The organism is Nonomuraea basaltis (assembly GCF_005893125.1).
Classification (GTDB): domain Bacteria; phylum Actinomycetota; class Actinomycetes; order Streptosporangiales; family Streptosporangiaceae; genus Nonomuraea; species Nonomuraea basaltis.
In genome coordinates, this window is record NZ_VCJS01000003.1 from 75,777 (window position 1) to 98,597 (window position 22,821).

Annotated in this window: 24 protein-coding genes; 11 read left to right on the plus strand and 13 right to left on the minus strand. The window is 70.6% G+C overall.

The window, feature by feature from the left end; genetic code table 11:
- Positions 1–133 precede the first annotated feature (133 nt).
- Positions 134–427 (plus strand): YkvA family protein, encoded by a 294-nt coding sequence (locus EJK15_RS02010; RefSeq protein ID WP_240776710.1) that lies wholly within the window; start codon positions 134–136, stop codon positions 425–427.
- On the opposite strand, the gene EJK15_RS02015 is transcribed toward EJK15_RS02010, so the two are convergent.
- From EJK15_RS02015 to EJK15_RS02030, 4 genes are all read right to left on the minus strand, one after another.
- Positions 424–1,620, minus strand: a complete 1,197-nt coding sequence (locus EJK15_RS02015; protein WP_138708606.1) for an amidohydrolase family protein — start codon at positions 1,618–1,620, stop codon at positions 424–426. The genes EJK15_RS02010 and EJK15_RS02015 overlap by 4 nt on opposite strands.
- Before the next feature lie 122 nt (positions 1,621–1,742).
- Complete coding sequence (locus EJK15_RS02020; protein WP_138708607.1) at positions 1,743–2,486, minus strand: tyrosine-protein phosphatase; 744 nt, start codon at positions 2,484–2,486, stop codon at positions 1,743–1,745.
- Between the two features lie 10 nt (positions 2,487–2,496).
- Positions 2,497–3,300, minus strand: coding sequence for an SURF1 family cytochrome oxidase biogenesis protein (locus EJK15_RS02025; RefSeq protein ID WP_138708608.1), 804 nt, complete (start codon positions 3,298–3,300; stop codon positions 2,497–2,499).
- 97 nt (positions 3,301–3,397) lie between these two features.
- Positions 3,398–3,865: a winged helix-turn-helix transcriptional regulator gene (locus EJK15_RS02030; RefSeq protein WP_138708609.1), complete on the minus strand. Its 468-nt coding sequence runs from the start codon at positions 3,863–3,865 to the stop codon at positions 3,398–3,400.
- A 59-nt stretch (positions 3,866–3,924) separates the two neighbouring features.
- On the opposite strand from EJK15_RS02030, the gene EJK15_RS02035 reads away from it, so the two are divergent.
- From EJK15_RS02035 to EJK15_RS02045, 3 genes are all read left to right on the plus strand, one after another.
- Positions 3,925–4,440, plus strand: coding sequence for a GNAT family N-acetyltransferase (locus EJK15_RS02035; protein WP_138708610.1), 516 nt, complete (start codon positions 3,925–3,927; stop codon positions 4,438–4,440).
- Positions 4,437–5,033 carry a TetR/AcrR family transcriptional regulator gene (locus tag EJK15_RS02040; protein ID WP_138708611.1) on the plus strand — a complete coding sequence of 199 codons (597 nt, stop codon included), beginning with the start codon at positions 4,437–4,439 and terminating at the stop codon, positions 5,031–5,033. Before EJK15_RS02035 ends, EJK15_RS02040 begins: the two co-directional genes overlap by 4 nt.
- 164 nt (positions 5,034–5,197) lie before the next feature.
- Positions 5,198–6,160 carry a 2-hydroxyacid dehydrogenase gene (locus EJK15_RS02045; RefSeq protein WP_171074050.1) on the plus strand — a complete coding sequence of 321 codons (963 nt, stop codon included), beginning with the start codon at positions 5,198–5,200 and terminating at the stop codon, positions 6,158–6,160.
- A 48-nt stretch (positions 6,161–6,208) separates the two neighbouring features.
- Here the strand turns inward: EJK15_RS02045 and EJK15_RS02050 are convergent, their stop codons facing one another.
- Positions 6,209–6,511: a hypothetical protein gene (locus tag EJK15_RS02050; RefSeq protein WP_138708613.1), complete on the minus strand. Its 303-nt coding sequence runs from the start codon at positions 6,509–6,511 to the stop codon at positions 6,209–6,211.
- Positions 6,512–6,655: 144 nt separating this feature from the next.
- Between EJK15_RS02050 and EJK15_RS02055 the strand changes: the two genes are divergently transcribed.
- Positions 6,656–8,068 (plus strand): DUF7059 domain-containing protein, encoded by a 1,413-nt coding sequence (locus EJK15_RS02055; RefSeq protein ID WP_138708614.1) that lies wholly within the window; start codon positions 6,656–6,658, stop codon positions 8,066–8,068.
- A 273-nt stretch (positions 8,069–8,341) separates the two neighbouring features.
- Here the strand turns inward: EJK15_RS02055 and EJK15_RS02060 are convergent, their stop codons facing one another.
- The 3 genes from EJK15_RS02060 to EJK15_RS02070 form a co-directional block, all read right to left on the minus strand.
- Entirely contained in the window at positions 8,342–11,356 is a 3,015-nt protein-coding gene (locus EJK15_RS02060) for an AfsR/SARP family transcriptional regulator (RefSeq protein WP_138708615.1), read from the minus strand.
- Between the two features lie 264 nt (positions 11,357–11,620).
- Positions 11,621–12,265 carry a GNAT family N-acetyltransferase gene (locus EJK15_RS02065; protein ID WP_138708616.1) on the minus strand — a complete coding sequence of 215 codons (645 nt, stop codon included), beginning with the start codon at positions 12,263–12,265 and terminating at the stop codon, positions 11,621–11,623.
- Between the two features lie 141 nt (positions 12,266–12,406).
- Positions 12,407–13,693, minus strand: coding sequence for a pyridoxal phosphate-dependent aminotransferase (locus EJK15_RS02070; RefSeq protein ID WP_138708682.1), 1,287 nt, complete (start codon positions 13,691–13,693; stop codon positions 12,407–12,409).
- Positions 13,694–13,772: 79 nt separating this feature from the next.
- Between EJK15_RS02070 and EJK15_RS02075 the strand changes: the two genes are divergently transcribed.
- The 3 genes from EJK15_RS02075 (at position 13,773) to EJK15_RS02085 (ending at position 16,563) form a co-directional block, all read left to right on the plus strand.
- Complete coding sequence (locus EJK15_RS02075) at positions 13,773–14,750, plus strand: LysR family transcriptional regulator (protein WP_138708617.1); 978 nt, start codon at positions 13,773–13,775, stop codon at positions 14,748–14,750.
- 20 nt (positions 14,751–14,770) lie between these two features.
- Complete coding sequence (locus tag EJK15_RS02080) at positions 14,771–15,442, plus strand: ribonuclease HII (RefSeq protein ID WP_138708618.1); 672 nt, start codon at positions 14,771–14,773, stop codon at positions 15,440–15,442.
- Between the two features lie 140 nt (positions 15,443–15,582).
- Positions 15,583–16,563 (plus strand): LLM class flavin-dependent oxidoreductase, encoded by a 981-nt coding sequence (locus tag EJK15_RS02085; protein ID WP_138708619.1) that lies wholly within the window; start codon positions 15,583–15,585, stop codon positions 16,561–16,563.
- Positions 16,564–16,602: 39 nt separating this feature from the next.
- On the opposite strand, the gene EJK15_RS02090 is transcribed toward EJK15_RS02085, so the two are convergent.
- Positions 16,603–16,989 (minus strand): SCO5389 family protein, encoded by a 387-nt coding sequence (locus EJK15_RS02090; protein ID WP_138708620.1) that lies wholly within the window; start codon positions 16,987–16,989, stop codon positions 16,603–16,605.
- Between the two features lie 84 nt (positions 16,990–17,073).
- Positions 17,074–18,003, minus strand: coding sequence for an ATP-binding protein (locus tag EJK15_RS02095; RefSeq protein WP_138708621.1), 930 nt, complete (start codon positions 18,001–18,003; stop codon positions 17,074–17,076).
- A 66-nt stretch (positions 18,004–18,069) separates the two neighbouring features.
- Here EJK15_RS02095 and EJK15_RS02100 point away from each other — a divergent pair, with 66 nt between their 5' ends.
- Entirely contained in the window at positions 18,070–18,558 is a 489-nt protein-coding gene (locus tag EJK15_RS02100; RefSeq protein WP_138708622.1) for a tetratricopeptide repeat protein, read from the plus strand.
- A gap of 12 nt (positions 18,559–18,570) precedes the next feature.
- Here EJK15_RS02100 and EJK15_RS02105 read toward each other — a convergent pair whose 3' ends face one another.
- A complete protein-coding gene (locus EJK15_RS02105; protein WP_240776711.1) occupies positions 18,571–19,905 on the minus strand; it encodes an LCP family protein in 1,335 nt (444 codons plus the stop codon).
- Between the two features lie 166 nt (positions 19,906–20,071).
- On the opposite strand from EJK15_RS02105, the gene EJK15_RS02110 reads away from it, so the two are divergent.
- Positions 20,072–20,797, plus strand: coding sequence for a class I SAM-dependent methyltransferase (locus EJK15_RS02110; protein ID WP_138708624.1), 726 nt, complete (start codon positions 20,072–20,074; stop codon positions 20,795–20,797).
- Positions 20,798–20,837: 40 nt separating this feature from the next.
- On the opposite strand, the gene EJK15_RS02115 is transcribed toward EJK15_RS02110, so the two are convergent.
- Both EJK15_RS02115 and EJK15_RS02120 read right to left on the minus strand, forming a co-directional pair.
- The gene (locus EJK15_RS02115) at positions 20,838–21,404 is read right to left on the minus strand and encodes a thymidylate synthase family protein (RefSeq protein ID WP_138708625.1); all 567 of its coding nucleotides are present in this window, start codon (positions 21,402–21,404) and stop codon (positions 20,838–20,840) included.
- Positions 21,405–21,455: 51 nt separating this feature from the next.
- The gene (locus EJK15_RS02120) at positions 21,456–22,130 is read right to left on the minus strand and encodes a hypothetical protein (RefSeq protein WP_138708626.1); all 675 of its coding nucleotides are present in this window, start codon (positions 22,128–22,130) and stop codon (positions 21,456–21,458) included.
- Between the two features lie 140 nt (positions 22,131–22,270).
- Here EJK15_RS02120 and EJK15_RS02125 point away from each other — a divergent pair, with 140 nt between their 5' ends.
- On the plus strand, positions 22,271–22,816 hold the full coding sequence (locus EJK15_RS02125) for a flavoprotein (RefSeq protein ID WP_138708627.1): 546 nt from the start codon (positions 22,271–22,273) through the stop codon (positions 22,814–22,816).
- The last annotated feature ends 5 nt before the right edge of the window (positions 22,817–22,821 follow it).

Genomic DNA, 22,821 nt, shown 5'->3' on the forward strand with positions numbered 1-22,821 from the left:
CCCCTCACCCCGGCGACGCGTTATGTCGTGAAGAGCCGGGGGTAGGGGGAGCGACATGATGGCAAAGGCAACACGGGCAGCGGCGGCGTGGCGGACCTACCGCGAGGTGACCAAGCCTGGGTCGCCTGGCTTGATGACCAGGGTGCGGGCGATCCCGCGCATGGTCGGCGCGGTCATGCGCGGCCAGTACGCCGGCATGGGCAGGAGCAAGCTCGCCCTGCTGGGCCTCGGCGTGGTCTACATCCTGTCCCCGATCGACGTCCTGCCCGACTTTTGGATCCTGGTCGGCGTGGCCGACGACTTCGGGGTGTTCCTGTGGCTGCTTTCCTCGCTGCTCGGCGAGAGCGGTCGTTACGTCGAGCACGAGCGCACCGTCATCCAGGGCAGACTCGTCGAGCAGGGCAGGCTCGTCGAGGAAGAGGGCTAGATCTCCTCCATCCGCAGCCAGGCGCGTGACGGCAGCGGGTGCCCGAACAGGCGGGCCGCGTTGCCGTACGCGACCCTGGCGATGTCGGCGGGCGGCAGCGCGCCGAGGTTGCGGGCCACCGACGTCTGCGTGTCGGGCCAGGTCGAGTCGGAGTGCGGATAGCCGCTCTCCTGCAGCACGTGGTCGAGCCCGACCGCGAGCCGCACCCCCGACAGCGCGTGGTCGTCGCGCGTGCCGAAGAAGAAGTTGCGGCGGAGCACCTCGCTGGGCTTGAGCCCGCCCTCCCACGACGCCTCGCCGGCCACCGGGTGGTCGAGGGCGTAGTCGGCGCGCTCGGCCAGCATCGGCAGCCAGCCCACGCCGCCCTCGACGATCAGGATGCGCAGCGCCGGGAAGCGCAGCGGCAGGCCCGACCAGAGCCAGTCGGCGCAGGCGAACATGGCGCTGGCCGGCATCAGCGTGGTGATCGCCTCGATGGGCGTGTCCGGCGAGGGCACGGGTGACCAGGAGGAGTCGCCGGCGTGCAGGGCGACGACGGTGCCGGTCTCCTCGCAGGCGGCGAAGAACGGGTCCCAGTGGCCGGAGTGGATCGACGGCAGCCGCAGGCGGGTCGGGAACTCCGGGAAGACGACGGCCTTGAAGCCCCGGGCCGCGTTGGCCCGGATCTCCTTGGCGGCCACGTCGGGATCGGGCAGCCAAGGGAGCTGCAGGCCGATGATCCGCTCAGGGTAGGTGCCCGCCCAGACGTCGATGTGCCAGTCGTTCCACGCCCTGATCAGGGCCAGGCCGAGCTCCTGATCACGGGTCCTGGCGAACGGCATGCCCGCCTGGGTGGCCAGCATGCCGGGGAAGCACAGCGCGGCCCAGATGCCGGCCACCTCCATGTCCTGAACGCGGGCCTCGATGTCGTGGCAGCCGGGACGCATCTGCTCGAACCTGACCGGCTCCAGTGTCCACTGCTCGCGGGGCAGGCCGGCGCCCACGTCCATGCCGGCGCACGGGTAGGTGGCCCCGCCGTAGCGCCAGACCTGATGACCCGCCTCGGTCTCCACGACCTTGGGCGCGACCTCGGCATATTTCTCCGGCAGCCGTCCCTCGAAGAGGTCGGGAGGCTCGATCAGATGGTCGTCGACGGAAATGATCACATAGTCCCGCCGCCTCGGATCTGGGTCGGGAAGCAGCGGCGTAGTCACGCACGTAACCGTACGACGACGGGATAACGTCGAACAAGCTGCGACGTATCCGTTGGGTCTCCAACCTTCTGAACCCGGGACCGCCGGGAGGGGGATTGCGGGCGATCCCGGGCGCTCGCCCTCTACCCCTCCGGGCTCTCTTCACTCAGCAGATGGTCGCGTAGCTCGCCGATCGTGGCCGGGGTGACCTGGAGGATCTGTGTGACGTACTGCTCCACGGAGCCGTGCCGCAGCGCCAGGTCGGCCAGGAAGAAGCGCATGGCCTCGGCGGGCGCCAGCCCGAACCCCGGCCACATGGGCGCGTCGGGATGCCGCCTGCGCCAGTCTGCGATGAACCGGTCGGTGGCCAGGCCGGTGAGCGCGTAGTCCGCCACGATGTCGTCTTCACTCACGCCCGCCAGCGACAGGATCAGCGCGGTGAGTATCCCGGTGCGATCCTTGCCCGCCGCGCAGTGGATCACCACCGGCGCGTTGTCCGCCTTCGCGATCCTCTCCAGGGCCGTCTTGATGTTCTCGACGCCGTCCTCGGCAACCTCCAGGTAGCGGTCGGCCAGGTATCTCCCGACGCCGAGCTCCTCGGTGTAGACGGCGGTGTCCCACCGGCGCCCCTCGATGGGCAGGTTGTGGTAGCGCTGCCCCTCCGCCTCCGGCACCCGCCCGGACTTCTCGACCTCGGCCGGATGCCGCAGGTCGATGACGGTACGCACGCGCAGCGCGCGGAAGGTCGTGAGATCGGCCCCGGCCAGCCAGCCGAGCGAGTCGGCACGGTAGAGCCGCTGCCACTGGACGGTGCGGCCGTCCCGGGTGGCATATCCACCCACGTCGCGGAAGTTGCAGAGATTGCTGAACTCAATGTGGCGGATCACCCTCAACACCTTAAACGGCGGAGGTTCCGGCCTCCTCGGACACGGAAGCGCCCTCGGGCCGCTCCTCGGCCCGCCGTTCGGCGACCTCGCGCCGGATGAGCAGGATCCACCCGCCGATCGCGATCCCGATGAACAACCACCATTGGACCCCGTAGGCCAGGTTGAGCCCGCCTCCCGAGCCCACGTCGGGCTCGGGCACCGGCTCGGGCGCCGCGGCGGCCGCGGGCTGCTGCGCGGTCAGCTCCACGTACCCGCCCACCAGCCGGTACGGCAGCCCTTTCCCGATCTTGTCGGCGTTGATCAGCAACACCTGACCGGTCGGCAGGCCCGGCAGGTCGCGGATCCCGCTGGACTCCTCGGTCTCGCTGGGCCGTAGCCGCCCGGTGACAGTTACCTGCCCTGTGGGCGGAGGAGGCACCTCGGGCGGCGTGTCGGCGGTGGCGCCCGCCTTGACCCAGCCCCGATTCACGATGACGGCCGTGCCGTCTCCGGTGACGAGCGGGGTCAGGACGTAGTAGCCGGCGCGGCCCTCCTGGGGGCGGCGGCGTACGACGAGGGCATGGGACGGGTCGTATGTGCCGGCGACCGTCACGGTCCTGAACCGGTCGGACTCGCGGACCTGCCGCCCGGGCGCCGCCAGCCGCTCCAGCGGCACCGGCGCGGCGTCGATGTTGGCGGTGACCCGCTCGCTGTTGGCCGACCGCTCCTCGAACCGCCCGAACTGCCACTGCCCCAGGAACACGAAGGCGGGGATGACCAGCAGCACCACCACGTGCAGCGCCAGCCATCGAGGCGTCAGAAGGAACCGGTACACGCTCTCAAGGGTAGGTGCAATGGGCTTTGCTACCTGCGGCGGGCCGCTGAACGCGGGCCACGCCGCAGGCGGGGGACCGATGCCCCCCGCACGCGCCTCAGGCGCTCCTGAGCTCGGCTCCGGCGCCCGGCATCGGGGTCACCTCGCGCGGCCCGGACACCTCGTGGCCATCGGCGCAGCGGAAGTGCTGCTCGATGGGGGCGCCGCAGTCGCGATGCGTGAGCAGCACGGGCGGCCCGTCCTCGTCGGCCAGGTATGTGTCGCCCCAATGCATGAGCGCGACCAGCAGCGGATAGAGATCGCGGCCCTTCTGCGTGAGCCGGTATTCGTCACGCTGCCGCTGCCCTGGCTCGCGGTAGGGCTCCTTGCGCAGCAGGCCCTCGTCGACCAGCCGGGCCAGGCGCGCGCTGAGCACCTGGCGGGGGGCGCCGGTGACGGCCTGCATGTCGGCGAATCTCCGCACGCCGCTGAACGCCTCGCGCAGCACCAGGAAGGTCCACTTCTCCCCGACGATGTCCAGGGTGCGCTCGATCGAGCAGTTGTTCACCCGGAAGGGAAAACTCATCTTTTCATTATACCTGAGTTCAATTGACAGACCCAGGTCGCGACGTGCAGGCTGAGTCTATGTGTCGAACTCAGATTCGCCCGGCCCGTCCAGAAGACGAGGAACGGGCCAGGCGCTTCCTGACCGGACTGTCGCTGCACACCCAGACGCTGCGGTTCTTCACCGGCATCCGCACGCCGGCCGCCGGCCTCGTGCGTGCGCTGCTCGCCGTGGACGAGCGCCGCGACGCCCTCGTGGCGACCATCGCCGGAGGCGAGATCGTGGGCCACGCCATGAGCTACAGGGGCGGCACCACCGACGTGGAGATCGCGGTGGTCGTGGCCGATCAGTGGCAGGGCTTGGGCCTGGGGTCGAGGCTGATCGAGACGCTGCTGCTCCGGGCGGTCGTACGGGGCGCGAGGACCGTGGGCATGGACGTTCTGGGGGAGAACCGGCGGGTGCTGAGGTTCATCCGGAGGCAGTGGCCGGACGCCAAGATGCGGGTTTCTTCCGGATCGGTTGAGGTGACCGCTATGATCGACAGAGCGGGTCTATTTGCGGAACAACGTTCTGTTGCCACACCATTGACAGTGTGAAGAGTGTCAAGAACGGACGCGACGGCCGGACCCGCATCATCGAGGGCGCCCTCCGCCGCTTCAGCCAGGACGGAGTGTCGGCCACCACGCTGGCCAGCCTCCGTGAGGAGAGCGGCGTAAGCGTCGGCAGCTTCTACCACCACTTCGCCAGCAAAGAGCACGTCTTCGGCGTGCTGTACACCGAGATCCTCACCACCTACCAGAGCGCCTTCCTTGCCGAACTGGTCAGCCATCAGGGGGCCCGCGACGGCATCGAGGCCGTCGTGGCCTTCCACATGCGGTGGGCGGGAGAGCATCCCGAGCGGGCCAGGCTGCTGATCAGCGAGCGGCCGCCGCGCAAGCAAGAGCCGGGCGGGGCGGAGGTCGCCGAGGCCCGGCGGACGTTCTTCCGGCAGGTCTCCGACTGGTGGCGGCCGCACATGAAGAACGGCCTGCTCCGGCCGGTCCACGCCACCATGTGTTACGTGCTGTGGCTTGGGCCCGCGCAGGAGATGTGCCGGCTGTGGTTCGCCGGCGCCCACACGCCCACGGACGAGGAGATCAAGGACCTGGGCGAGGCGGCCTGGCAGAGTCTCCGCCAGCGCTCCGAGTGAACCCACCGCCCCGGCCCGCCGTACCGGCAGCCGCCATCACCGCCCGCTTCTTCGCCCCCGCCGCACCCGAAGCGATGGCTGTGCTCAGCTTGGCAAGGCCGGAGGTCTGGGTCAGTGCGGGGAGCGATGATCTGATCACGTTCTGTGGTGTTATTGTCCTGAATGTGAGACGACCGCGGGCGCTGGTGTTGCCCTCCTTGCCGGAGCGCGCGCTCGCCCGCCTGAGCGAGGTGGCCGACCTGATCGAGGTCCCCGCGCGTCCGAGCCTCGGTTTCACCGACGAGCAGCTCGCCGATCTGGTCGTCGAGACCGGCGCGACCGTGCTCGTCACCGACGGGGACCAGGTCCGCACGTCGGTCCTCGGCCTGCCGCTGGACGTCGTGGCCGTCATGGGCCCGCCGACGAGCGTCGACCTGGCGCTGGCCGCCGAGCGCGGCGTCACCGTCCTGCACGCCCGCGACCGTGACCCCGACGCGGTCGCCGAGCTGACGCTCGCGCTGATGTTCGCGGTCAGCAGGCACATCGTCACGGCCGACAGAGAGGTGCGCCGGGGGCGCGTCTACCGGGGCAAGGTGGCGCCGGCGCAGCGCCACCGCGGCCGCCGGCTCACCGGCAGGACGCTCGGCATCGTCGGGTTCGGGCGCGTCGGCAGGGCCATGCGCTGGCGCTGCGAGGGCCTGGGCATGCGGGTGATCGTCTGCGACCCGCACGTGCCCGAGGCCACCCACTCGCTGCCCGCGCTGCTGTCGGAGGCGGACGTGGTGTCGCTGCACGTGCCGCTGACCGCCGAGACGAGGGGCCTGTTCGGGTACGCCGAGTTCGGCGCGATGCGCCCGGGATCGATCTACCTCAACACCGCACGTGGAGCGCTGCACGACCTGACCGCGCTGGTCGACGCGCTGCGCGGGGGCCACGTGGGTGGCGCGGGGCTCGACCACTTCGAGGGCGAGTGGCTCGACCCGTCACATCCCCTCATCAGGCTGCCGAACGTGGTGCTGACGCCCCGCCTGGGCGAGGCGACGGGGGAGAGCCGGGAGGAGCTGGCGGAGACGCTGGTGGCGGACATCGCGCGGTTGCTGCGCGGCGAGGAGCCCGTGTCCGCAACGCCGGCTACCGAGTCCACGTAGGTCACGCCGGTCATCGGGCGCGGGAAACGAGCCGCCCGCAGCATCCCGTCATGCCGGTTGCCGGATCCGCGTGGGCACGCGCCAGCTGGCCCTGTCCAGGGAGATGTCCAGCCGCAGGTCGCCGCGGTGCCTGCGCAAACCGGGCACGAGGACCCGGTCGTGCACGTTGAACCTGCCCCGGTACGGATAGCCGAACCCGAGCTCGCCGGGCAGCACGCGCAGGTCGTCGCGGTTGCCGCAGCGCGGGCACGTCCACGAGACCAGGTCCATGCCGCGGTTGTAGTCGGAGCAGGCGCTGAAGTATTCGTCGGGTCCGAATCGGGACTCGCAAGCCAAGCAAGGGATCAGCATGGGGTCCACTCCTCGGGATGACGTGCTGGCATCCCAAGAGATACCGCGCCCCACTTGGTCACCGCTTGCAGAACACTTGGGTGCTTAAGTAACAGTATGGTCACTGTCGGTATCAGATCATGTGTGAGACTCCGGGGTGAAAGGATGGGTTGTGTGGAACGACTGCGCCATCACCTCCTGGAATCCGGCTACACGATCGACGGCGTACGCGACAGGCTCGGGAGCATGGCCGCGTCGGCCCTGGCCCGCGAGGAGCTGGTCCCCGCCCTGCGCGCGACCGCGGACGGCGATCCGCTCGCTACGTTGATCAGATTGTGGTGGCTCGGCGTACCCGTTCCCGCCAAGGACGTCGCGCCGGAGGTCCTCGGTTCCGGGCTGGTCGCGGCCGACGGCGACCAAGTCAGCGCGACCGTCCACCTCCAGCCCTGGGAGACCGGTGGCTACCTCGTCTCCGACCGCAAGGTGCGGCCCGGCGACGCCGCGCTGCGGCCCGACCACGTCGTGGGGGCCGGCGGTGCGTCCGCCAACCTGGCCCAGCTCGTCAGCCGCCGCCCGGTCCGGCGCGCGCTCGACCTGGGCACCGGCTGCGGCGTCCAGGTGCTGCACCTGGCCGGAAGGGCCGAGCACGTCGTGGCCACCGACCTCAACCCGCGGGCGCTGGAGCTGGCCAGGCTGAGCTGGCAGCTGTCCGGGGTGGAGGGCGTGGAGGCGCGTGCGGGCTCCATGTACGAGCCGGTCGAGGACGACCTGTTCGACCTGATCGTGAGCAACCCGCCGTTCGTCATCGCCCCCAGGCGCGAGGGCACGCTGACCTACCGCGAGTCGGGCGGCGACGGCGACGGCTTCTGCCGCGACCTCGTACGCCGCACCCCCCGCCACCTCAACCCCGGCGGCCAGGCCCACTTCCTGGCCAACTGGCTGCACGTCGAGGGCGAGGACTGGCACGACCGGGTCGGCGGCTGGCTGCGCGAGACCGGCTGCGACTCCTGGGTGGTCCAGCGGGACGTGCAGGATCCGGCGGAATACGTCGAGCTGTGGCTCAGGGACTCGGCCGAGCAGGGCACCGCCCGCTACGCCGAGCTCTATGACCGCTGGCTGGCCTGGTTCGACGAGCGCAAGGTCGAGGGCGTCGGCTTCGGCTGGATCACCATGCGCAACTCCGGCACGCTCGACCCGGTCGTCCGCGTCGAGCATCTCGACCACCAGGTCGTGCTCCCGGTCGGCGACTACGTGGACTCCGTGCTCGACGCGATCGCCGCCGCGCACCGGGCCAAGGGGCTGGACGCGGCGCTGCTGCGTACCGCCGACGGCCTGCTCGACGAGCGGATCGGCCTGCCGGGCGCGGAGGACCCGATCCGCATCGTCCTGCGCCAGACGCAGGGGCTGCGGCGCAGCAGGGAGGTCGGCACGGTGGAGGCCGCGCTGGCCGGCGTGTGCGACGGCGAGCTGGCGCTCGGCCCTCTGCTCAACGTGATCGCCGAGCTGGTCGGCGACGGCGAGCTGCCCGGCCCCGACGCGGTCAGACCCCTCATAGCCGAGGGTTACTTCCTTCTTTGATTCGCTGTTGATTCGACGTTGACCGGTTGGGTGGAGGCTCTAGCCAGGACACGGACCTGGGGGGTTCGAGGGCCGTGTCAGGTCCGGCCGGTCGTCTGTGTGAGGCGGCTAGCCACCACGTGGAGCATCCGGATAACCGGGCCCCCTAGCGAAGCGTGGTGGTGAAGATGACCGGCCGGGCTGATAAATGCCGATCACGAGCGCGATCGTGACTCCCTAAGGACAGCCTTGATCAACCATGTGTGGATGACACGTCTGGACGACGAGCTGTACTCAGGACTCGACGACGGCCCCGGCGGCGGATTCGGCGTCGGGGATGCTGTCGAGCAGGACCTTGAGATCTCCGGCCTCGGGCGCGCCGAGCCTGGAGAAGATCTCGAAGGCCTGCCGTAGGCAGTCCGAGCTCCTCGTCACGCTGCCGAGACCGCGCAGCGCCTTGCCCAGCACGGTGAGCGACAGCGCCTCGCCGTACGGGTGCCCGATCTCACGGGAGACCACCAGGGCCTGCTCCGCGTGGCGTACGGCGTCGGGGTAGCGCTCGGCCGCGATGAAGGTCTCGGCCAGCCTGGAGCACACCCGCTGCTCCCAGACCCGCTGCTTGCCGGCCCGGAAATAGGCGAGGCACTCGGCGTGGTGATGCACGGCCTCGGTGAGGCGGCCGACCCGGGACAGGACGATGCCGAGGTGGTAGCGGGCCCGGGCGGTGCCGGCGCCGCTGCCGATCTCGGTGAAGATGGCCAGGCCCTTCTCCGCCGCCGCGATGGCGTCCTCGGGACGGCCGAGGCCGAGGTGGTCGCGGGCCGAGTAGCTGAGGACCAGCGCCTCGCCGGCGGGCACGCCGTTCTCGCGGTAGAAGGCCATGGCCGCGTCGAACCAGGACAGGGCCTCGGTGTGGCGGCGCTGCCGGCCGATGACGACGGCCAGGGCGTTCAGCACCTCGCCGGTGACGATCTTCTCGCCGCGCTCGGACGACAGCTCGTGCACGCGCCTGAACTGCGCCTCGGCCTCCCTGAGCCGGTTGCCGGCGAACAGGACCCGGCCCAGCACGTAGCGCGCCCGCAGCTCCCCGGCGGTGTCGCCGATGTTCTGGGCGGTGGCCAGCGCGGCCCGGGTGCTGTGGTCGAACTCGCGCGTGTGCGTGCCGGACTCCAGCAGCGGCTCCATCGCCACCAGCAGGTCGGCGGCGGGCAGGAGCTGCTCGCCGGTACGGGCGGCCGCGGCGGCCTGGTTGATGGCCGCGAACAGCGAGTCGCCCTCGGCGATCAGCCAGGCGACGGCCTCGTCGGCGGAGCCGAACGCGCGCCCGCTGCCGACCGTCACGAGGTTGGCCGGGATCATGCTGCCCTCGTAGGCCAGCTGGTGCGCGGACTGGGCCGAGGCCAGGTAGAAGCCGAGCAGCCGGCGCAGCGCCATCGTGCGGGCCTGGGGGCGCTCGGTCTTCTCCAGCGCCCGCCTGGCGAACAGCTTGAGCAGGTCGTGGAAGCGGTAGCGGCCGGGCGCGGGCGCCTCCAGCAGGCTGGCGTCCACGAGCGACTCCAGCACCTCCTCGGACTCGAACGCGCCCAGCGACAGCACGGCGGCCGCGGCGCCCGCGGAGATGTCGGGCCCGTTGGGCAGCGAGAGCAGCCGGAACGCGCGAGCCTGGGGGGCCTCGAGCTGGCCGTACCCGAGCGCGAACGTGGCCTCGACGGCCAGGTTGCCCACCCGCATCTCGTCCAGGCGGCGCTGCTCGTCGGCCAGCCTGGACACCAGCGACGCGACCGTCCAGGAGGGGCGCGCGGCGAGCCGGGCCGCCACGATGCGCACCGCCAGCGGCAGGAACCCGCACGCGGCCACCACGTCCATGGCCGCGCCGTGCTCGGCCGACACGCGCTCGGCTCCGGCCACCGACGAGAACAGCGACAGTGCCTCGTCCGGCTCCATCACGTCCAGGTCGATGAGCCTGGCGGAGGGCAGGTCGGCCAGCTTGACCCGGCTGGTGACGATGGCCGCGCACCCGGGTGAGCCCGGCAGCAGCGGGCTGACCTGCTCGGCGTCGCGGGCGTTGTCCAGCAGCACCAGGATGCGCCGCTCGGCCAGGATCGACCGGTAGAGCGCGGACCGCTCAGGGAGCCCGTCGGGGATGACGTCCGGCGGGATGCCGAGCGCGCGCAGGAACCCGCCGAGCGCCGACTCGGGCGCGGTCGCCTCATCGGTGTAACCACGCAGGTCGGCGTAGAGCTGCCCGTCGGGGAACACGTCGTCGACCTGGTGGGCGACGTGCACGGCCAGCGTGGTCTTGCCGACGCCGCCGATGCCGGAGATCGCCGCGACCGGCACGCCCTCGGCCGGAGACTGGGCCGACAGCAGCGTGCGCAGGCGTACGATCAGCTCCTTGCGGCCGGTGAAGTCGTTGACGGCGGCAGGGAGCTGGGCGGGCCGGGGCAGCTCCATCGCCGGTGGCTGCTCCTCCTCGTCCGCGGGCTCGTCCGCGGGCGCCTCAGAGGTGATCGGCGCAGGGGCGGCCAGCGCGGGGTCGGCGGCCAGGATGCGCTGGTGCAGCGCGGCCAGCTCGGGCCCGGGCTCGATGCCCAGCTCGTCGATGAGCGCCTCGCGCGTCTCGGTGAAGACGTTGAGCGCGTCGCCCTGCCGCCCGCACCGGTAGAGGGCCAGCATGAGCTGGGCGCGCAGCCGCTCGCGCAGCGGGTGGTCGGCGGTCAGCGCGATCAGCTCGGAGACGATCTTCGCGTGGTTGCCGAGCTCCAGGTCCACGTCCATGAGCGTCTCGATGACGCTGATGCGGCGCTCGATGAGCCGGTCGCGCTGGTGCTCGGCGTACGGTCCTACGGTGCCGGCCAGCGGCTCGCCCTCGAACAGCGCGAGCGCGGCGCGCAGCCCCTCGCCGGCCTCGCGCAGCCGGCCACCCTTGCGCGCGGCCTCGGCCTCGCGGCTGACGCGCTCGAACCGGGTCAGGTCCAGCGCGCCGTCGGGCAGCTGCAGCGCGTAGCCCCTGCCGATGGACGTCAGCAGCTCCGGACGGGAGCGGGCGGGCCGGTCGGGCTCCAGCACCGTGCGGAGCCTGGAGACGTACGTGCGCAGCGCCCCCAGGGCGCGCGGCGGCGCTTCCTCGCCCCAGACCGCGTCGATCATCTCGTTGGGCGTGACCGCGTGGCCCTCCCGCAGGAGCAGCATGCCGAGGATGGAACGCTGCAGCGGTGTGCCCAGGTCGAGTTCCCGGCCATCACGCCACGCGCGGACAGGACCGAGCACGGCGAACCGCAGCCCGCTCTCAACGCTCTGACCAGCCATGCCGTCTGTCTCCAAGCCAATGGAACGATTTGTTACCAAATGATAGATCCATCATTGCTCGTCACCTAGATCCGGGTTGATCGTTCACTGAGCCGTTGATCCGCCTTTAATCGGGTGTTGAGCACGCCCCTGGATGCTGATGGTCGGGCTAGGCATGACGCACCGCGGGGGCGTGTCATGTAGAGCGAATGTAGGCAGGGAAAAATACAGGCCCCGCCCGGAAAGTTGGGCGGGGCCTCAGTGGGTGGGCGCAGTGGACGGGTTCTAGGCTGCCTCGAACAGTCCCATCCGCATGGCCAGTCGCTCCCGGACGAGCGGCCATTCGGAGTTCAGGATCGAGTAGAACGCGGTATCTCGGACCGTGTTGTCGGCGCCTCGGCTTTCCGCTCGCCGCACCCCGTCGAAGTGTGCGCCGAGGGCCTCGATGGCGGCCCGGGACCTGATGTTGCGTACGTCTGCCTTGAGGGTGATGCGGTGGACGTTCCACGTCTCGAAGGCGAGCGAGAGCATCAGGAACTTGCTCTCCCGGTTGACACCCGTGCCCTGGGCGCAGGCGCCCAGCCAGGTGTATCCGATGTCGGCCACGGACGGAACGTCGCCCACCGCACAGTGTGTACCCGGAGGCCAGGGCATGGGGCCCTGCCAGTACTCCAGGTTCATGAGACGGGTGGCACCGACCACGCGGTCGGTGTTCAGCCACCGGATGGCGAAGGGCAACGTGCGGCCCTCCGCCTGCTCAGCCATAGCGGCCTCCACGTAGGAGACCATGTCGTCCCGGCCATTCGGGACACGAGTGAAGGCGTAAGTGGCACGGTCTTCACTCGCCGCGGCGACCAGCTCATCGACCGCCGCGAAGCTGAGAGGTTCCAGGCGCACGGAGCGCCCGGACAGGGTGACAAGAGCGGGCATGAGCACATGATGGGGGGAACTGGGCGTGCACGTAACCATGCCGCTAGGGAGATCTTTTGCAGGTTTCTGCAGAAGGGGTGTTTCTGCAGGTCAGAGGCCCCTTTTGGGGGATGGCAAACCGGCTCTTGGGGAAAGATTCGCCTAACTGTGACATGGCGTCGGGACGAGCGCCGGGTGGCGTTCACGCACCGCTCCGTGGCGTACCAGCGAGAGCTCCTTCAACCCCATCGACAGGTGGTCGAGACTGTCGGCGATCCAGGGCAGCTGGAGCGGGTCGGTGCTGGTCAGAGCGGCCATGCGCTGCTCGGGCGTGTCACCGTAGAGCAGGCTGACCGCCACCCGCACCCTGGCCGCGGCCGGGTCGTCGCCGAAGGCGTGGCCCGGCAGGACGCCGATGCCGTGCTCCTCCAGCAGGATCTTGGTGATCTCGGCGGAGCCGCCGAGTCGCAAGTGGCTCAGGTCGGGATAGAGGTAGAAGCCGCCCTGCGGGACGGGTGCGCGAGCGCCGATCTCGGCGAACCTGTCGTACACGGCCCGCGCGACGACGCCGTGCAGCCGGCGGCTGAGGGCGACGCGCTCGGTCAGCTCCGGGGGCTCGCCGAAGGCGTAGGCCGCCGCTTCCTGGACGGGCGCGGCGGGCGCCGACCAGATCTCGCTGGCCACCGCCAGGAGCTTCCTGCGCAGCATGTGCCCGCCCGCGGGCAGCCTGGCCACGCCGATGCGCCAGCCGCCCAGCGCCAGGCTCTTGCTCAGCCCGGTGGTGATGATCGTGCGCTCGGGCGCGAGATCTGCCGGCGAGGTGTACGGCAGGGCCGGGTCGTGCATCAGGTCCCGGTAGATCTCGTCCGAGATGATCATCAGGTCGAGCTCGCGGGCCACGGCCACCAGGCGAGCGACGGACTCCGGCGAGGCGAGCCGCCCCGTCGGGTTGTCGGGCAGCGTGACCAGCACGGAGCTCACGGTCCTGCCCCGGCTCCTCGCCAGCTCGACCTCGGCGGCCACCAGGTCGGCGTCCGGCACACCGCCCTCTCCTGGTGGTGCGGGCACCAGGATCGGGCGGGAGCCCACCAGGTCGGCCTGCGCGGCGTAGCTGACCCAGCTGGGCATGGGCAGGACGATGTCTCCGCCGATCGCCAGGAGCAGGCCGTACAGCAGCGACTTGCTGCCCGGTCCGCTGACGACCAGCTCGGGGTCGGTGAAGAGCCCCCGTCGTGTCCAGTAGCCCGCTGCCGCGGCCCGCAAGCCGGACGCCCCCGCGACCGGCCCGTAGCCATTGCGTCCTGATGCGGCGGCCAGCTTGTCGCGCAGCGCCGGGTGGACGGGCAACCCTGCCTCACCGAAGGCCAGGTGCAGCACACGTTCCCCGGCGCGTCGTCTTCGTTCGATGTCTTCATTCGCCGCCAAAGTGGCGGACAACGTCACAGCCATGTTTGTCACGTTCCCAGGGTGCTTGGATGAAGGCATCACCACAAGCGAGGCTTTTTGTGGGTAGGCATAAGGAAGTGCGATGCTCGAATTGCGCCGTTTGGCGTTGATCTGCGAATTCGCCCGTCGCGGCAGCATCGCCGCGACCGCCGCGTCGCTCGGCTACAGCCCCTCGGCGGTTTCACAGCAACTCGTGGCCCTCGAACGGGAGACCGGCACGGCCCTGATCGACAGGACCGCGCGCAGCGCCGAGCTCACCGACGCCGGCCGCCGGCTGGTCGCGCACGCCGAGCGCATCCTGGCGATGGTCGAGGAGGCCGAGTCCGATCTGTCCGCCCACGCCGGAACCCCGGCCGGGCGGGTGGTGGTCACCGCGTTCCCGACGGCGGCCGTGGCCTTCGCGCCCGCGCTCGCGCGCTCGCTGCGCCGCCATACCGAGCTGACGCTGCGGCTGGGGCAGAGCCGGTCGGGGCGGGGCATGCGGGAGGTGCAGTCGGGCGAGGTGGACATCGCGCTCGTCGACGACTGGTACGGCCGGGTCCGCGACAGCGAGAGCCTGCGGGTGTTCCCGCTGCTGCGCGACCCCCTGGTGCTGGTCGTGCCGCGCAAGCACCGCCTGGCCGACCCCGAGGTGCCGCTCGACCTGCGCGAGCTGCGCGACGAGCCGTGGATGGCCACGCCCGACGGTGAGCCGTCGCGGCTCGCGGTGGACCGGCTCCTGGTGGACGTGGGCGGCACCCGGCCGACGCCGTGGGAGTTCGAGGGGCTCGGAACGATTCTCTCGCTCGTCGCCAAGGGCATCGGCATCGCCGCCGTGCCGGCGCTCGCGCTGGCGGCGGGGGTGCGCGGGCTCTCCGTGCGCCAGTTCCCCGGCAACCCGGTCGGGCGGGACGTGCACGCCGTCGCCCGGGTCTCCAGCGTTCACCGGCCCTCGGTATCGGTGACGTTGCGCGCGATCCACGTGGCCGCCCGCTACATCGCCGCCGACCTGGACCCGGTACGCCCGGCGGAGCGGCCAGGGGATGGCGACCGGCCCGAGGAGGATCCGCTCGGCGAATGAGCGCGGTAGCGTCTGTTTTCATGGCGCCGACGTACGACATCGAGCAGCTGCTCCTCTCCCGGCCGAGCACCCGCACGGTCGCGGGCGTCGACGAGGTGGGGCGCGGCGCCTGGGCGGGCCCCGTCACGGTGTGCGCCGTCGTCACCGACCTGTCCGAGCCGCCGCCCGGCCTGACGGACTCCAAGCAGGTGTCCGCCGCCAAGCGCGGGCCGCTGGCCACCGAGCTGACCGCATGGGCGGCGGGCATCGGCTACGGCGAGGCCACGCACGCGGAGATCGACGCGCTCGGCATGACCGAGGCCCTGCGCCGGGCCGCCAGGCGCGCCCTGGAGGCGCTCCCGGTACGCCCGGACGCGGTGATCCTGGATGGCAAGCACGACTACATCGGCGCCCCCTGGCCGGTGCGCCTGGAGATCAAGGGGGACGCGGCGAGCGTCTCGGTCGCGGCCGCGTCCGTCCTGGCCAAGGTCCGGCGCGACGCCTACATGGGGACGATCGGATGCGACGACTACGGCTTCGCCGAGAACGCCGGCTACCCGTCGCCCGTCCACCAGGAGGCCCTGGCCCGGCTGGGGCCCACCCCGCACCATCGGCTCTCGTGGTCCTACCTGGACGATCTCCCCCGATGGCGGCACCTGAAGCAGCACCGGGACCCGCTCGCATGTGAGGGTCAGGCCAGCCTTTTCGGCTAGCGAAGGGCCCTCGGACACAGACGCCGGCGTGCGGCTCACCTGGGACCGGCGGGTCAACGGAAACGGTGAACAGGTCAAGGCTCCGCACGACGCGCGCATCCGGTAGGCGGGCCGCGCGGGGATCGGCCATCATCGGATGAGTGCGGATCGGGATCTTTGTCATTGCGGCGCGGTTCCCCGGCCAGGAGCCCGGGCGCGTGCTGGCCGACGCCGTTGAGCTGGTCGTGGCGGCCGAGGAGGCGGGGTTCGACGACGCGTGGATCGCCGAGCACCACTTCATGTCCTACGGAGTCTGCCCGTCCGCGATCACACTGGCGGCCGTCGCCGCCGGGCGGACCACGCGGATCGGGCTCGGCACGGCCGTGAGCGTGCTGTCCACCCAGCATCCCGTGGCGCTGGCCGAGCAGGCGGCCATGCTGCACCATCTGTCCGGCGGGCGGTTCACGCTCGGTGTCGGCAGGGGCGGGCCGTGGGTGGACCTGGAGGTGTTCGGGACGGGGCTGGAGCGCTTCGAGCGGGGCTTCGGGGAGTCGCTCGACCTCCTGCTCGACGCGCTGTCGGCGGGGCGGATACGCGGCGACGGGGAGTTCTTCCGCTTCCGCGAGGTCCGGATGGTGCCTGAGGCGCGGATGCGGCCGGTGGTCGCGTGCACGTCGGAGCCGACCGTGGCACTGGCCGCCGAGCGCGGGCTGCCGATGCTGCTGGGGATGCACATGGGCGACGCGGAGAAGGCGTCAATGGTCGCGGACTACGTGGCCTTCGGCGGGACCGCGAGCGGGCACGTGGCGGCGGCGGTCGGGCACGTGGCCGACTCCACGGCGCGGGCGGTGCGGGAGCTCAAGGAGTCGATGCCCAGGTGGCTGGGGCCGGGGCTGGCCGGATACCAGCCGGTGGACGGCCGGCCGCGGCCGGCGAAGGACGTCGGCGAATACGTGGACCTGCTGACGCGGATCCATCCGGTCGGGTCGGCCGAGCACTGTGCCGAGGCGCTCCTGACTACCGCGAAGAACACCGGGATCGGGCACTTCATCCTGATGGTCGAGGGGTTGGGCGACCATCGGCGGACGGTGGAGAACATCCGGCGGTTCGGGGCCGAGGTGCTGCCGCTCCTGCGCCGGTGATCCGGCGAGCCGGGCGCGGCCGGCTCGCCGGACGAGGGCTCAGCAGTCCACCAGCTCGGGCTTCTGGTTGAGGATCTGGGCTCTCGGAGTGACGAAGTCGGCCAGGGCCGTCGTCGCCGCCGGGTCGAAGACGGCGACCCGGTGGCAGTTCTGGAAGGCCAGCCGTACCCCGAAGTGACGCTCCAGCGCGCCGCGCATCGAGTCGCTCGCCAGGCAGCGCAGGAGCTCGCCGCGGGCCTCCTCGGACGGCGGCGGCACCTGGTTGTCGGCGAACTCGGCCCCGTTGTGCTCACGCTGCTTGACCAGCTCGCTGATCAGCGACCACGCGTAGGGGAGGGAGTCGCGGACGCACGCGAGGAACGCCGCGTCGTCCACCTCACCGGCTCTGGCTTGGTCGAGCAGATCGTTCGGAACGGTCAGCGACATGCTGTCTCCTCTCGAAAGGGTTCAAATCTGACGCTAGGTGCGGAACGGGGGACGTCCAGATGCCTGACAGGGACAGTCGTGTGGTCAGGGGCCGTAGACGAAGTCCGGGTCCACCTGCTCGGCGAGGTCGGTCCCGGTGCGCTCGTTGCCCCACGCGTGGGCGTTGCGCAGGTGGAACTCCACCGTCTGCCGGCCGAAGCGGGCCCAGTCTTTCTCCTGCTCGTCGATGGTCTTGTGGAGCAGGGCCAGCGCGTCGGCGTTGACCGGCTCCAGGTCGCCGAGGGTGAAGTGGCGGCCCTGCTCCATGGCGCGGACGGCGGCCGAGTGCTCCATCCAGGTGAGCAGGTCGTCACCTACGTGCTCGCGCAGGAAGTCGACGTCGGACGGGCCATGGATCTTGTTGCCGACCACGGCGAGCGCGACGTCGTATTTGGCGGCGTACTCGCGGTACTGGCGGTAGACGCTCACGCCCTGCCTGGTGGGCTCGGCGACGAGGAACGTCAGGTCGAAGCGGGTGAACAGGCCCGAAGCGAAGGAGTCGGCGCCGGCCGTCATGTCCACCACGACGTACTCGCCGGGGCCGTCGACCAGGTGGTTGAGCAGCAGCTCCACCGCGCCGACCTTCGAGTGGTAGCAGGCCACGCCGAGGTCGTCCTCGCTGAACGGGCCGGTGGCCAGCAGGCGCAGGCCGTCGGGGGTGGTGAGGCCGTACGGGTCTTCGGCCAGGTCGTCGAAGCTCAGCAAGGTGGATCCGCGGCCGGGCGGCGTGGTCTTGACCATGGCCTCGGCGGACGGGATGCGCGGGTTGCCGCCGCGGAGGCGGTCCTTGATCTCGCCGAGGTGGGCGCCGAGCGGCTCGGGCTGCCGGTCGAGGCCGAGGACCAGAGCCAGGTGCTGGTTGATGTCGGCGTCCATGGCGACCACCGGTCCGCCCTGGCTCGCCACGTGTCTCGCGAACAGCGCCGACATCGTCGTCTTGCCGCTGCCGCCCTTTCCGACGAAGGCCACTCTCACGGGAACTCCAGATGATGATGAAAATCGTTTCCGTTGGGACGATCACCATCATGCCACACTGGGATCATGCGTGATGGTGAATTGGCCCTGGCCGTGCGGCTGCGCGAGGAGGGCAAGAAGGACGAGGCTCGGCTGCTGCTGGTCGATCTGGCGCGGCGGCATCCGGACGACGCCGAGGTGGCCTGCCAGGCGGCGTGGGTGCACGACTCGCTCGGGCTGGAGGCCGAGGCGGTGCCGTACTACGAGAGGGCGCTGGCGGGGCCGGGGTTGAGCGCCGAGGACCGGCTGGGTGCTCACACGGGGTACGGGAGCACGTTGCGGGTGCTCGGGAGGTTCGAGGAGGCGCTGGAGGTGCTCGGGCGGGGGCTGGCGGAGTTTCCCGGCGATCCGGGGCTGCGCACGTTCACGGCGATGGCGCTGCACAATGCCGGCCGGTCCGGCGACGCCGTCTCGACGCTGCTCAAGGTGGTCGCCGAGTCGGACAAGGCGGGCGGATACCGGCGGGCCATCGAGTATTACGCCGACAACCTGGACGAGATCGTCACGCCTGGTTGAGGCCCCGGCCTGCTAGCCGCAGACCTTGTCCAGGGAGACCGGGTCGTCCTCGCTCGGCGGCGGTTCCGGGGTCTGAACGGCGCCGGACTTGGTCGAGGAGCGGTCGTCCAGGGCCGCGGTGACCTTGCGGCGGATGAGGGACCAGTCGGGGTCGGCGGTGTCGATCAGCGGCGGCACGAAGGCGAGGCTGCGCATTTTGCTGCCCTTCACCTTCTGGGCCAGGCCCACGATGGCCGGCAGCAGGTCCTGCGGGATGTCGGTGGAGATGGCGCGCTTGGTGGCGGCGGCCAGGCGCTCGAAGCTGTCGAGCACGGTCATCGGGTCGGCCTGCTTGGCGACGGCGTTGAGTAGGCACTTCTGGCGGCCCATGCGGACGTAGTCGTCGCTGTCGGTGCGGGAGCGGCCGTACCAGAGGGCCTGCTCGCCGGTGAGCTTACGGGTGCCGGCGGGCAGGAGGCCCTCGCGGTGGCGGCCGTACACGATCGGCTCATTGATGGTGACCTGCACGCCGCCCATGGCGTCGATGAGCTCCGCGAAGCCCTTCATGTCGATCATGGCGTAGTAGCTCACGGGGATGCCGAGGATGTCGCTGATCGTCTGCTTGAGCAGGGCCGGGCCGCGCTTGCCGCGCTCCACGCCGGGCACCATGGCCGGGTGGTCCTCGGCGTACTGGAAGACCTCGTTGAGCAGGCCCGGGGTCTCGGGGCCGCTGCCGGTGAAGCCTGCGGGGAAACGGTCCCTGGCCGGGCCATGGGGCAGCGGCACGCGCTGGAGGTTGCGCGGCAGGCCGAACAGGGTGGTCGCCCCGGTCTCGACGTCCACGCTGGCCACGGTCATGCTGTCGGTACGCACGCCGGGCCGCCCGGGCGCCGCGTCCGCGCCGAGCAGCAGGAAGTGGACGTGCTCGGCGCCGTTCCACGGGTCCTGGGCCACGATGGGGGTGCTGCCGGTGGCGGAGAACAGGGTGTTCACGAGGTCGCGCGACAGGTAGGCGACCCTGGCGGCGTAGACGGTCGGCGCCAGGACGAGGGCGCAGAGGGCGATGGTCAGCGCCGTGGTGAAGAAGCGGCCGACGGTGTCCGAGCGCGGGGGGCGTACCACGAGGAAGGACCAGATGATCACGCCGGTCCAGGCCAGCGCGATCACCACCATGCCGGCGGTGAGCCACGTGAGCCAGCGGGGCTGGACGGCGAGCGACAGAAGGTTCGTGCTGAACGCGGTGAATACGGTGAGGATCGCGGCCAGCATCAGGACATAGGCCGCCATGAGCGCCAGGCCGGTCTTGCGGCGTTCCGCAGCGAGATGCGCCACCCCCCACAACGCGGCCGAAGCCATCGTCAACGCCATCCTCGCCCCCAGGCCCAACCCTCGATCTTTCCCCGTCATGCCTGGTCAAACCCCCATTGCCTGCCCATCCAAGTCACCTTAGTAATGAGATGTGCGTGATTGACGGTGTAAAGGGGAAGGGTCTGGTCAAGGCCCGCCCAAGACCTCCTTGAGATATAACGTGAGTGTGAGCAAGAGACACGGTAGCTATGGGTTCGACGCGCCGTGGGCCCTGGCGGGTTTGCTGTTCGGAGCGATCGCGCTGGTGGCCCTGGCGGTGGTCTCGTTCGCCTTGGACGTCCTGGCGGCGGGCCTCGCGTTCCTGCTCGGCGGGCTCTATACGCTGGCCAGCGCGGCCAGCTACGTCTACACGACGCGGCGCGGCAAGTTCGCGGTCTGGGCCGAGGAGCTCCAGCGGCTGGAGGGCGACGAGCGGCTGCTCGACCTCGGCTGCGGGCGGGGAGCGGTGCTGCTCATGGCGGCCCAGCGGCTGGACAAGGGCCGGGCGACCGGCATCGACAGGTGGCGCTCGAAGGACCAGTCCGGCAACGGGGAGCAGGTGACCAGGGCGAACGCCGAGGCCGAGGGCGTCTCCGACCGGGTGGAGCTGGTCAGGGGCGACATGCGCGACCTGCCGTTCGCCGACGGCACGTTCGACGTGATCGTGTCGAGCCAGGCCATCCATAACATTCCCGACGCCGGGGGACGCGAGCAGGCCGTACGCGAGGCGCACCGCGTGCTGCGGCCCGGCGGGCTGATGCTGATCGCCGACTTCCAGCACACGCCCGCGTACGAGACCACGCTACGCGGGCTCGGCGTCGTCGACGTGCGGCGGCGCGACGCCGGCTGGCGGTTCTGGTACGGCGGCCCCTGGTTCGGCACGGGCGTCGTGGAGGCCAGGAAACCCGCGTAGGCAGCCGAGCGGAAGGGGCTGGAGGCCATCGCGGCGCCGCTCACGACCGCCGGGGCAGTTCGTGCCGCATCACCTTGAGCACCTGAGGGCTGTCGGCCAGGTAGACGTGCGGCACGTCCACGAACACCCGCATCGGCCCCCGCTCCAGCCGCAGCGACCGCGCCATCTTCGCATGGACCTCAGCGAGCGGCACGTAGTTGAGATAGCTGGTGTAGGCGTTCTGCGAGCGGAACGTCGCGGTCATGACGAGCGCGTCGTCCCTGATCCGGAACGCCAGCCCGATCAGGCAGGGCACCGCATCGTAAGGCTCGCCCGGGGTGGTGAGCGAGATCCACGCGCTCTTGCTGTACGGCTTGACCCGCAGCAGGTCGGCCACCCAGCGGAGCTGACCCCCGATCCTGGCCCGGTAGCTGTACTTGAACGGCGGCACGATCGCGTCCTCGCTGAACTTCCTGCTGTACAGCGCCAGCCGCTCCGGGTCGCCGAACCGCTCGATGATCGGGTCGTTCCTGCTGACCCGCGCGATCTCGAACAGCACGGCCGGCCCCTCGATGACGGGACCCCGGTCGTCGAGGGCGAGCGTGCCCGTCGACCAGACATGGCGCATCAACCAGATCCACGCCTCCCCACATGACGCCCATTGTGCTGGGCCGGGCATTTAGGTCTCCTGATTCGGGAACTCGTAGGGGTTGCGAGGAAGCCGGCGGCGCCGGGACACGTTGCACCGCACGTAGTACACGGCGTAGTGGACCAGCGCGACGAGCAGGATGCCGGTCATGAGCGTGACCAGGTTCGGATCCTGGTCGCTCAGCCCGGTCACACCGACGGTCAGATAGGTGGAGTTGACGGTCGCGAGCACCATGACGTTGATGCCCGGCCAGGCGAGCGGCGCGTACGTCTCGGGGAAGCGCGGGTCGATCGGGAGATTCGGGCTCCAGCCGAGCTCTTTTCTGAGCCTGGTCGCGTACAGGAGGCGGAAGTTGTTGATCGCCCGTGCCGTTCTGGCATGCGCGTTGACCGCTTCGACGAGCCGCAGGAACGGCAGCACGCTCAGCAGGCCGAACGTGGTGATCAGGGCGAACAGGTACCACGGCACCCGCTGCCACTGCGTCAGGCTCTGCGGGTCGACCACCTTGGCGCTGGCCAGGGCGATGGCCGCGAGGAACGGGCCGGACAGCAGGCTCAGCGCGAGCCTGGTCATCTTCAGCCGCTCTTCTTTGGCGGCGAGGTGGACCGCGTAGATGCCGGTGAAGTCCACCGCGGCCAGCTGGAGGAACTGGCTCGGCGCGAGGTCGTCCTCCCTGGCCGCCATGCGAAGGGGGGTCTTCCGCATTGGCGTGCTCCTGGTGTGAGTACCTCCAGTATGAGCGGATTTTTCGTGAATGGGCGGTGATTTCTACCAATTGTTCCAACAAATCTCAACTCACCGCAGTCAGAGGGCTGCTCAGTCCCGGACATGACATTCTGGAGACCGTGACCGAATCGCCGGGCCGGGTCCTCTACGTCATCGTGTGCGCGGCCGGACCGGCCGTGGAGGCCGGCCGCCTCGTCGCCATGGCGCAGGACGAGGGCTGGATCGTGCAGATCGTCGCCACGCCGTCGGCGCTCGACTTCATCGACGTGCCGGCGCTGGAACGGCAGACCGGCCGCCCGGTCCGCAGCCGCTACCGCAAGCCGTCCGAGCCCAAACCGCCCCGGGCCGACGCCATCATCGTCGCCCCGGCGACGTACAACACGATCAACAAGTTCGCCCAGGGCATCGCCGACACCTACGCCCTCGGTGTGCTGGCCGAGGCGCCCGGGCTCGGCATTCCCGTTGTCGTGCTGCCCTTCGTCAACAGCGCCCTGGCCTCCCGTACGGCCTTCCGGCGCAGCGTGGCGGAGCTGCGGGCCGACGGCGTACGCGTGCTGTTCGGCCCGGGACAGTACGAGCCCCATCCGCCCAGCGCGGCAGCCGACCGCTTCGACGCCTACCCCTGGAAGCGGGCGCTTACCGAGCTCACCCGGCCGGGAGATTGAGTCTG

Excerpts from the sequence above, each read along its gene's own strand:
- EJK15_RS02060 (WP_138708615.1), bottom strand. The coding sequence starts at position 11,356 with ATGGCTGGTCAGAGCGTTGAGAGCGGGCTGCGGTTCGCCGTGCTCGGT.
- EJK15_RS02050 (WP_138708613.1), bottom strand. The coding sequence starts at position 6,511 with ATGCTGATCCCTTGCTTGGCTTGCGAGTCCCGATTCGGACCCGACGAA.
- EJK15_RS02075 (WP_138708617.1), top strand. The coding sequence starts at position 13,773 with ATGCTCGAATTGCGCCGTTTGGCGTTGATCTGCGAATTCGCCCGTCGC.
- EJK15_RS02080 (WP_138708618.1), top strand. The coding sequence starts at position 14,771 with ATGGCGCCGACGTACGACATCGAGCAGCTGCTCCTCTCCCGGCCGAGC.
- EJK15_RS02010 (WP_240776710.1), top strand. The coding sequence starts at position 134 with ATGACCAGGGTGCGGGCGATCCCGCGCATGGTCGGCGCGGTCATGCGC.
- EJK15_RS02120 (WP_138708626.1), bottom strand. The coding sequence starts at position 22,130 with ATGCGGAAGACCCCCCTTCGCATGGCGGCCAGGGAGGACGACCTCGCG.
- EJK15_RS02030 (WP_138708609.1), bottom strand. The coding sequence starts at position 3,865 with ATGAGTTTTCCCTTCCGGGTGAACAACTGCTCGATCGAGCGCACCCTG.
- EJK15_RS02070 (WP_138708682.1), bottom strand. The coding sequence starts at position 13,693 with ATGGCTGTGACGTTGTCCGCCACTTTGGCGGCGAATGAAGACATCGAA.
- EJK15_RS02105 (WP_240776711.1), bottom strand. The coding sequence starts at position 19,905 with ATGGCGTTGACGATGGCTTCGGCCGCGTTGTGGGGGGTGGCGCATCTC.
- EJK15_RS02090 (WP_138708620.1), bottom strand. The coding sequence starts at position 16,989 with ATGTCGCTGACCGTTCCGAACGATCTGCTCGACCAAGCCAGAGCCGGT.
- EJK15_RS02035 (WP_138708610.1), top strand. The coding sequence starts at position 3,925 with ATGTGTCGAACTCAGATTCGCCCGGCCCGTCCAGAAGACGAGGAACGG.
- EJK15_RS02100 (WP_138708622.1), top strand. The coding sequence starts at position 18,070 with ATGCGTGATGGTGAATTGGCCCTGGCCGTGCGGCTGCGCGAGGAGGGC.
- EJK15_RS02115 (WP_138708625.1), bottom strand. The coding sequence starts at position 21,404 with ATGCGCCATGTCTGGTCGACGGGCACGCTCGCCCTCGACGACCGGGGT.
- EJK15_RS02065 (WP_138708616.1), bottom strand. The coding sequence starts at position 12,265 with ATGCCCGCTCTTGTCACCCTGTCCGGGCGCTCCGTGCGCCTGGAACCT.
- EJK15_RS02055 (WP_138708614.1), top strand. The coding sequence starts at position 6,656 with ATGGGTTGTGTGGAACGACTGCGCCATCACCTCCTGGAATCCGGCTAC.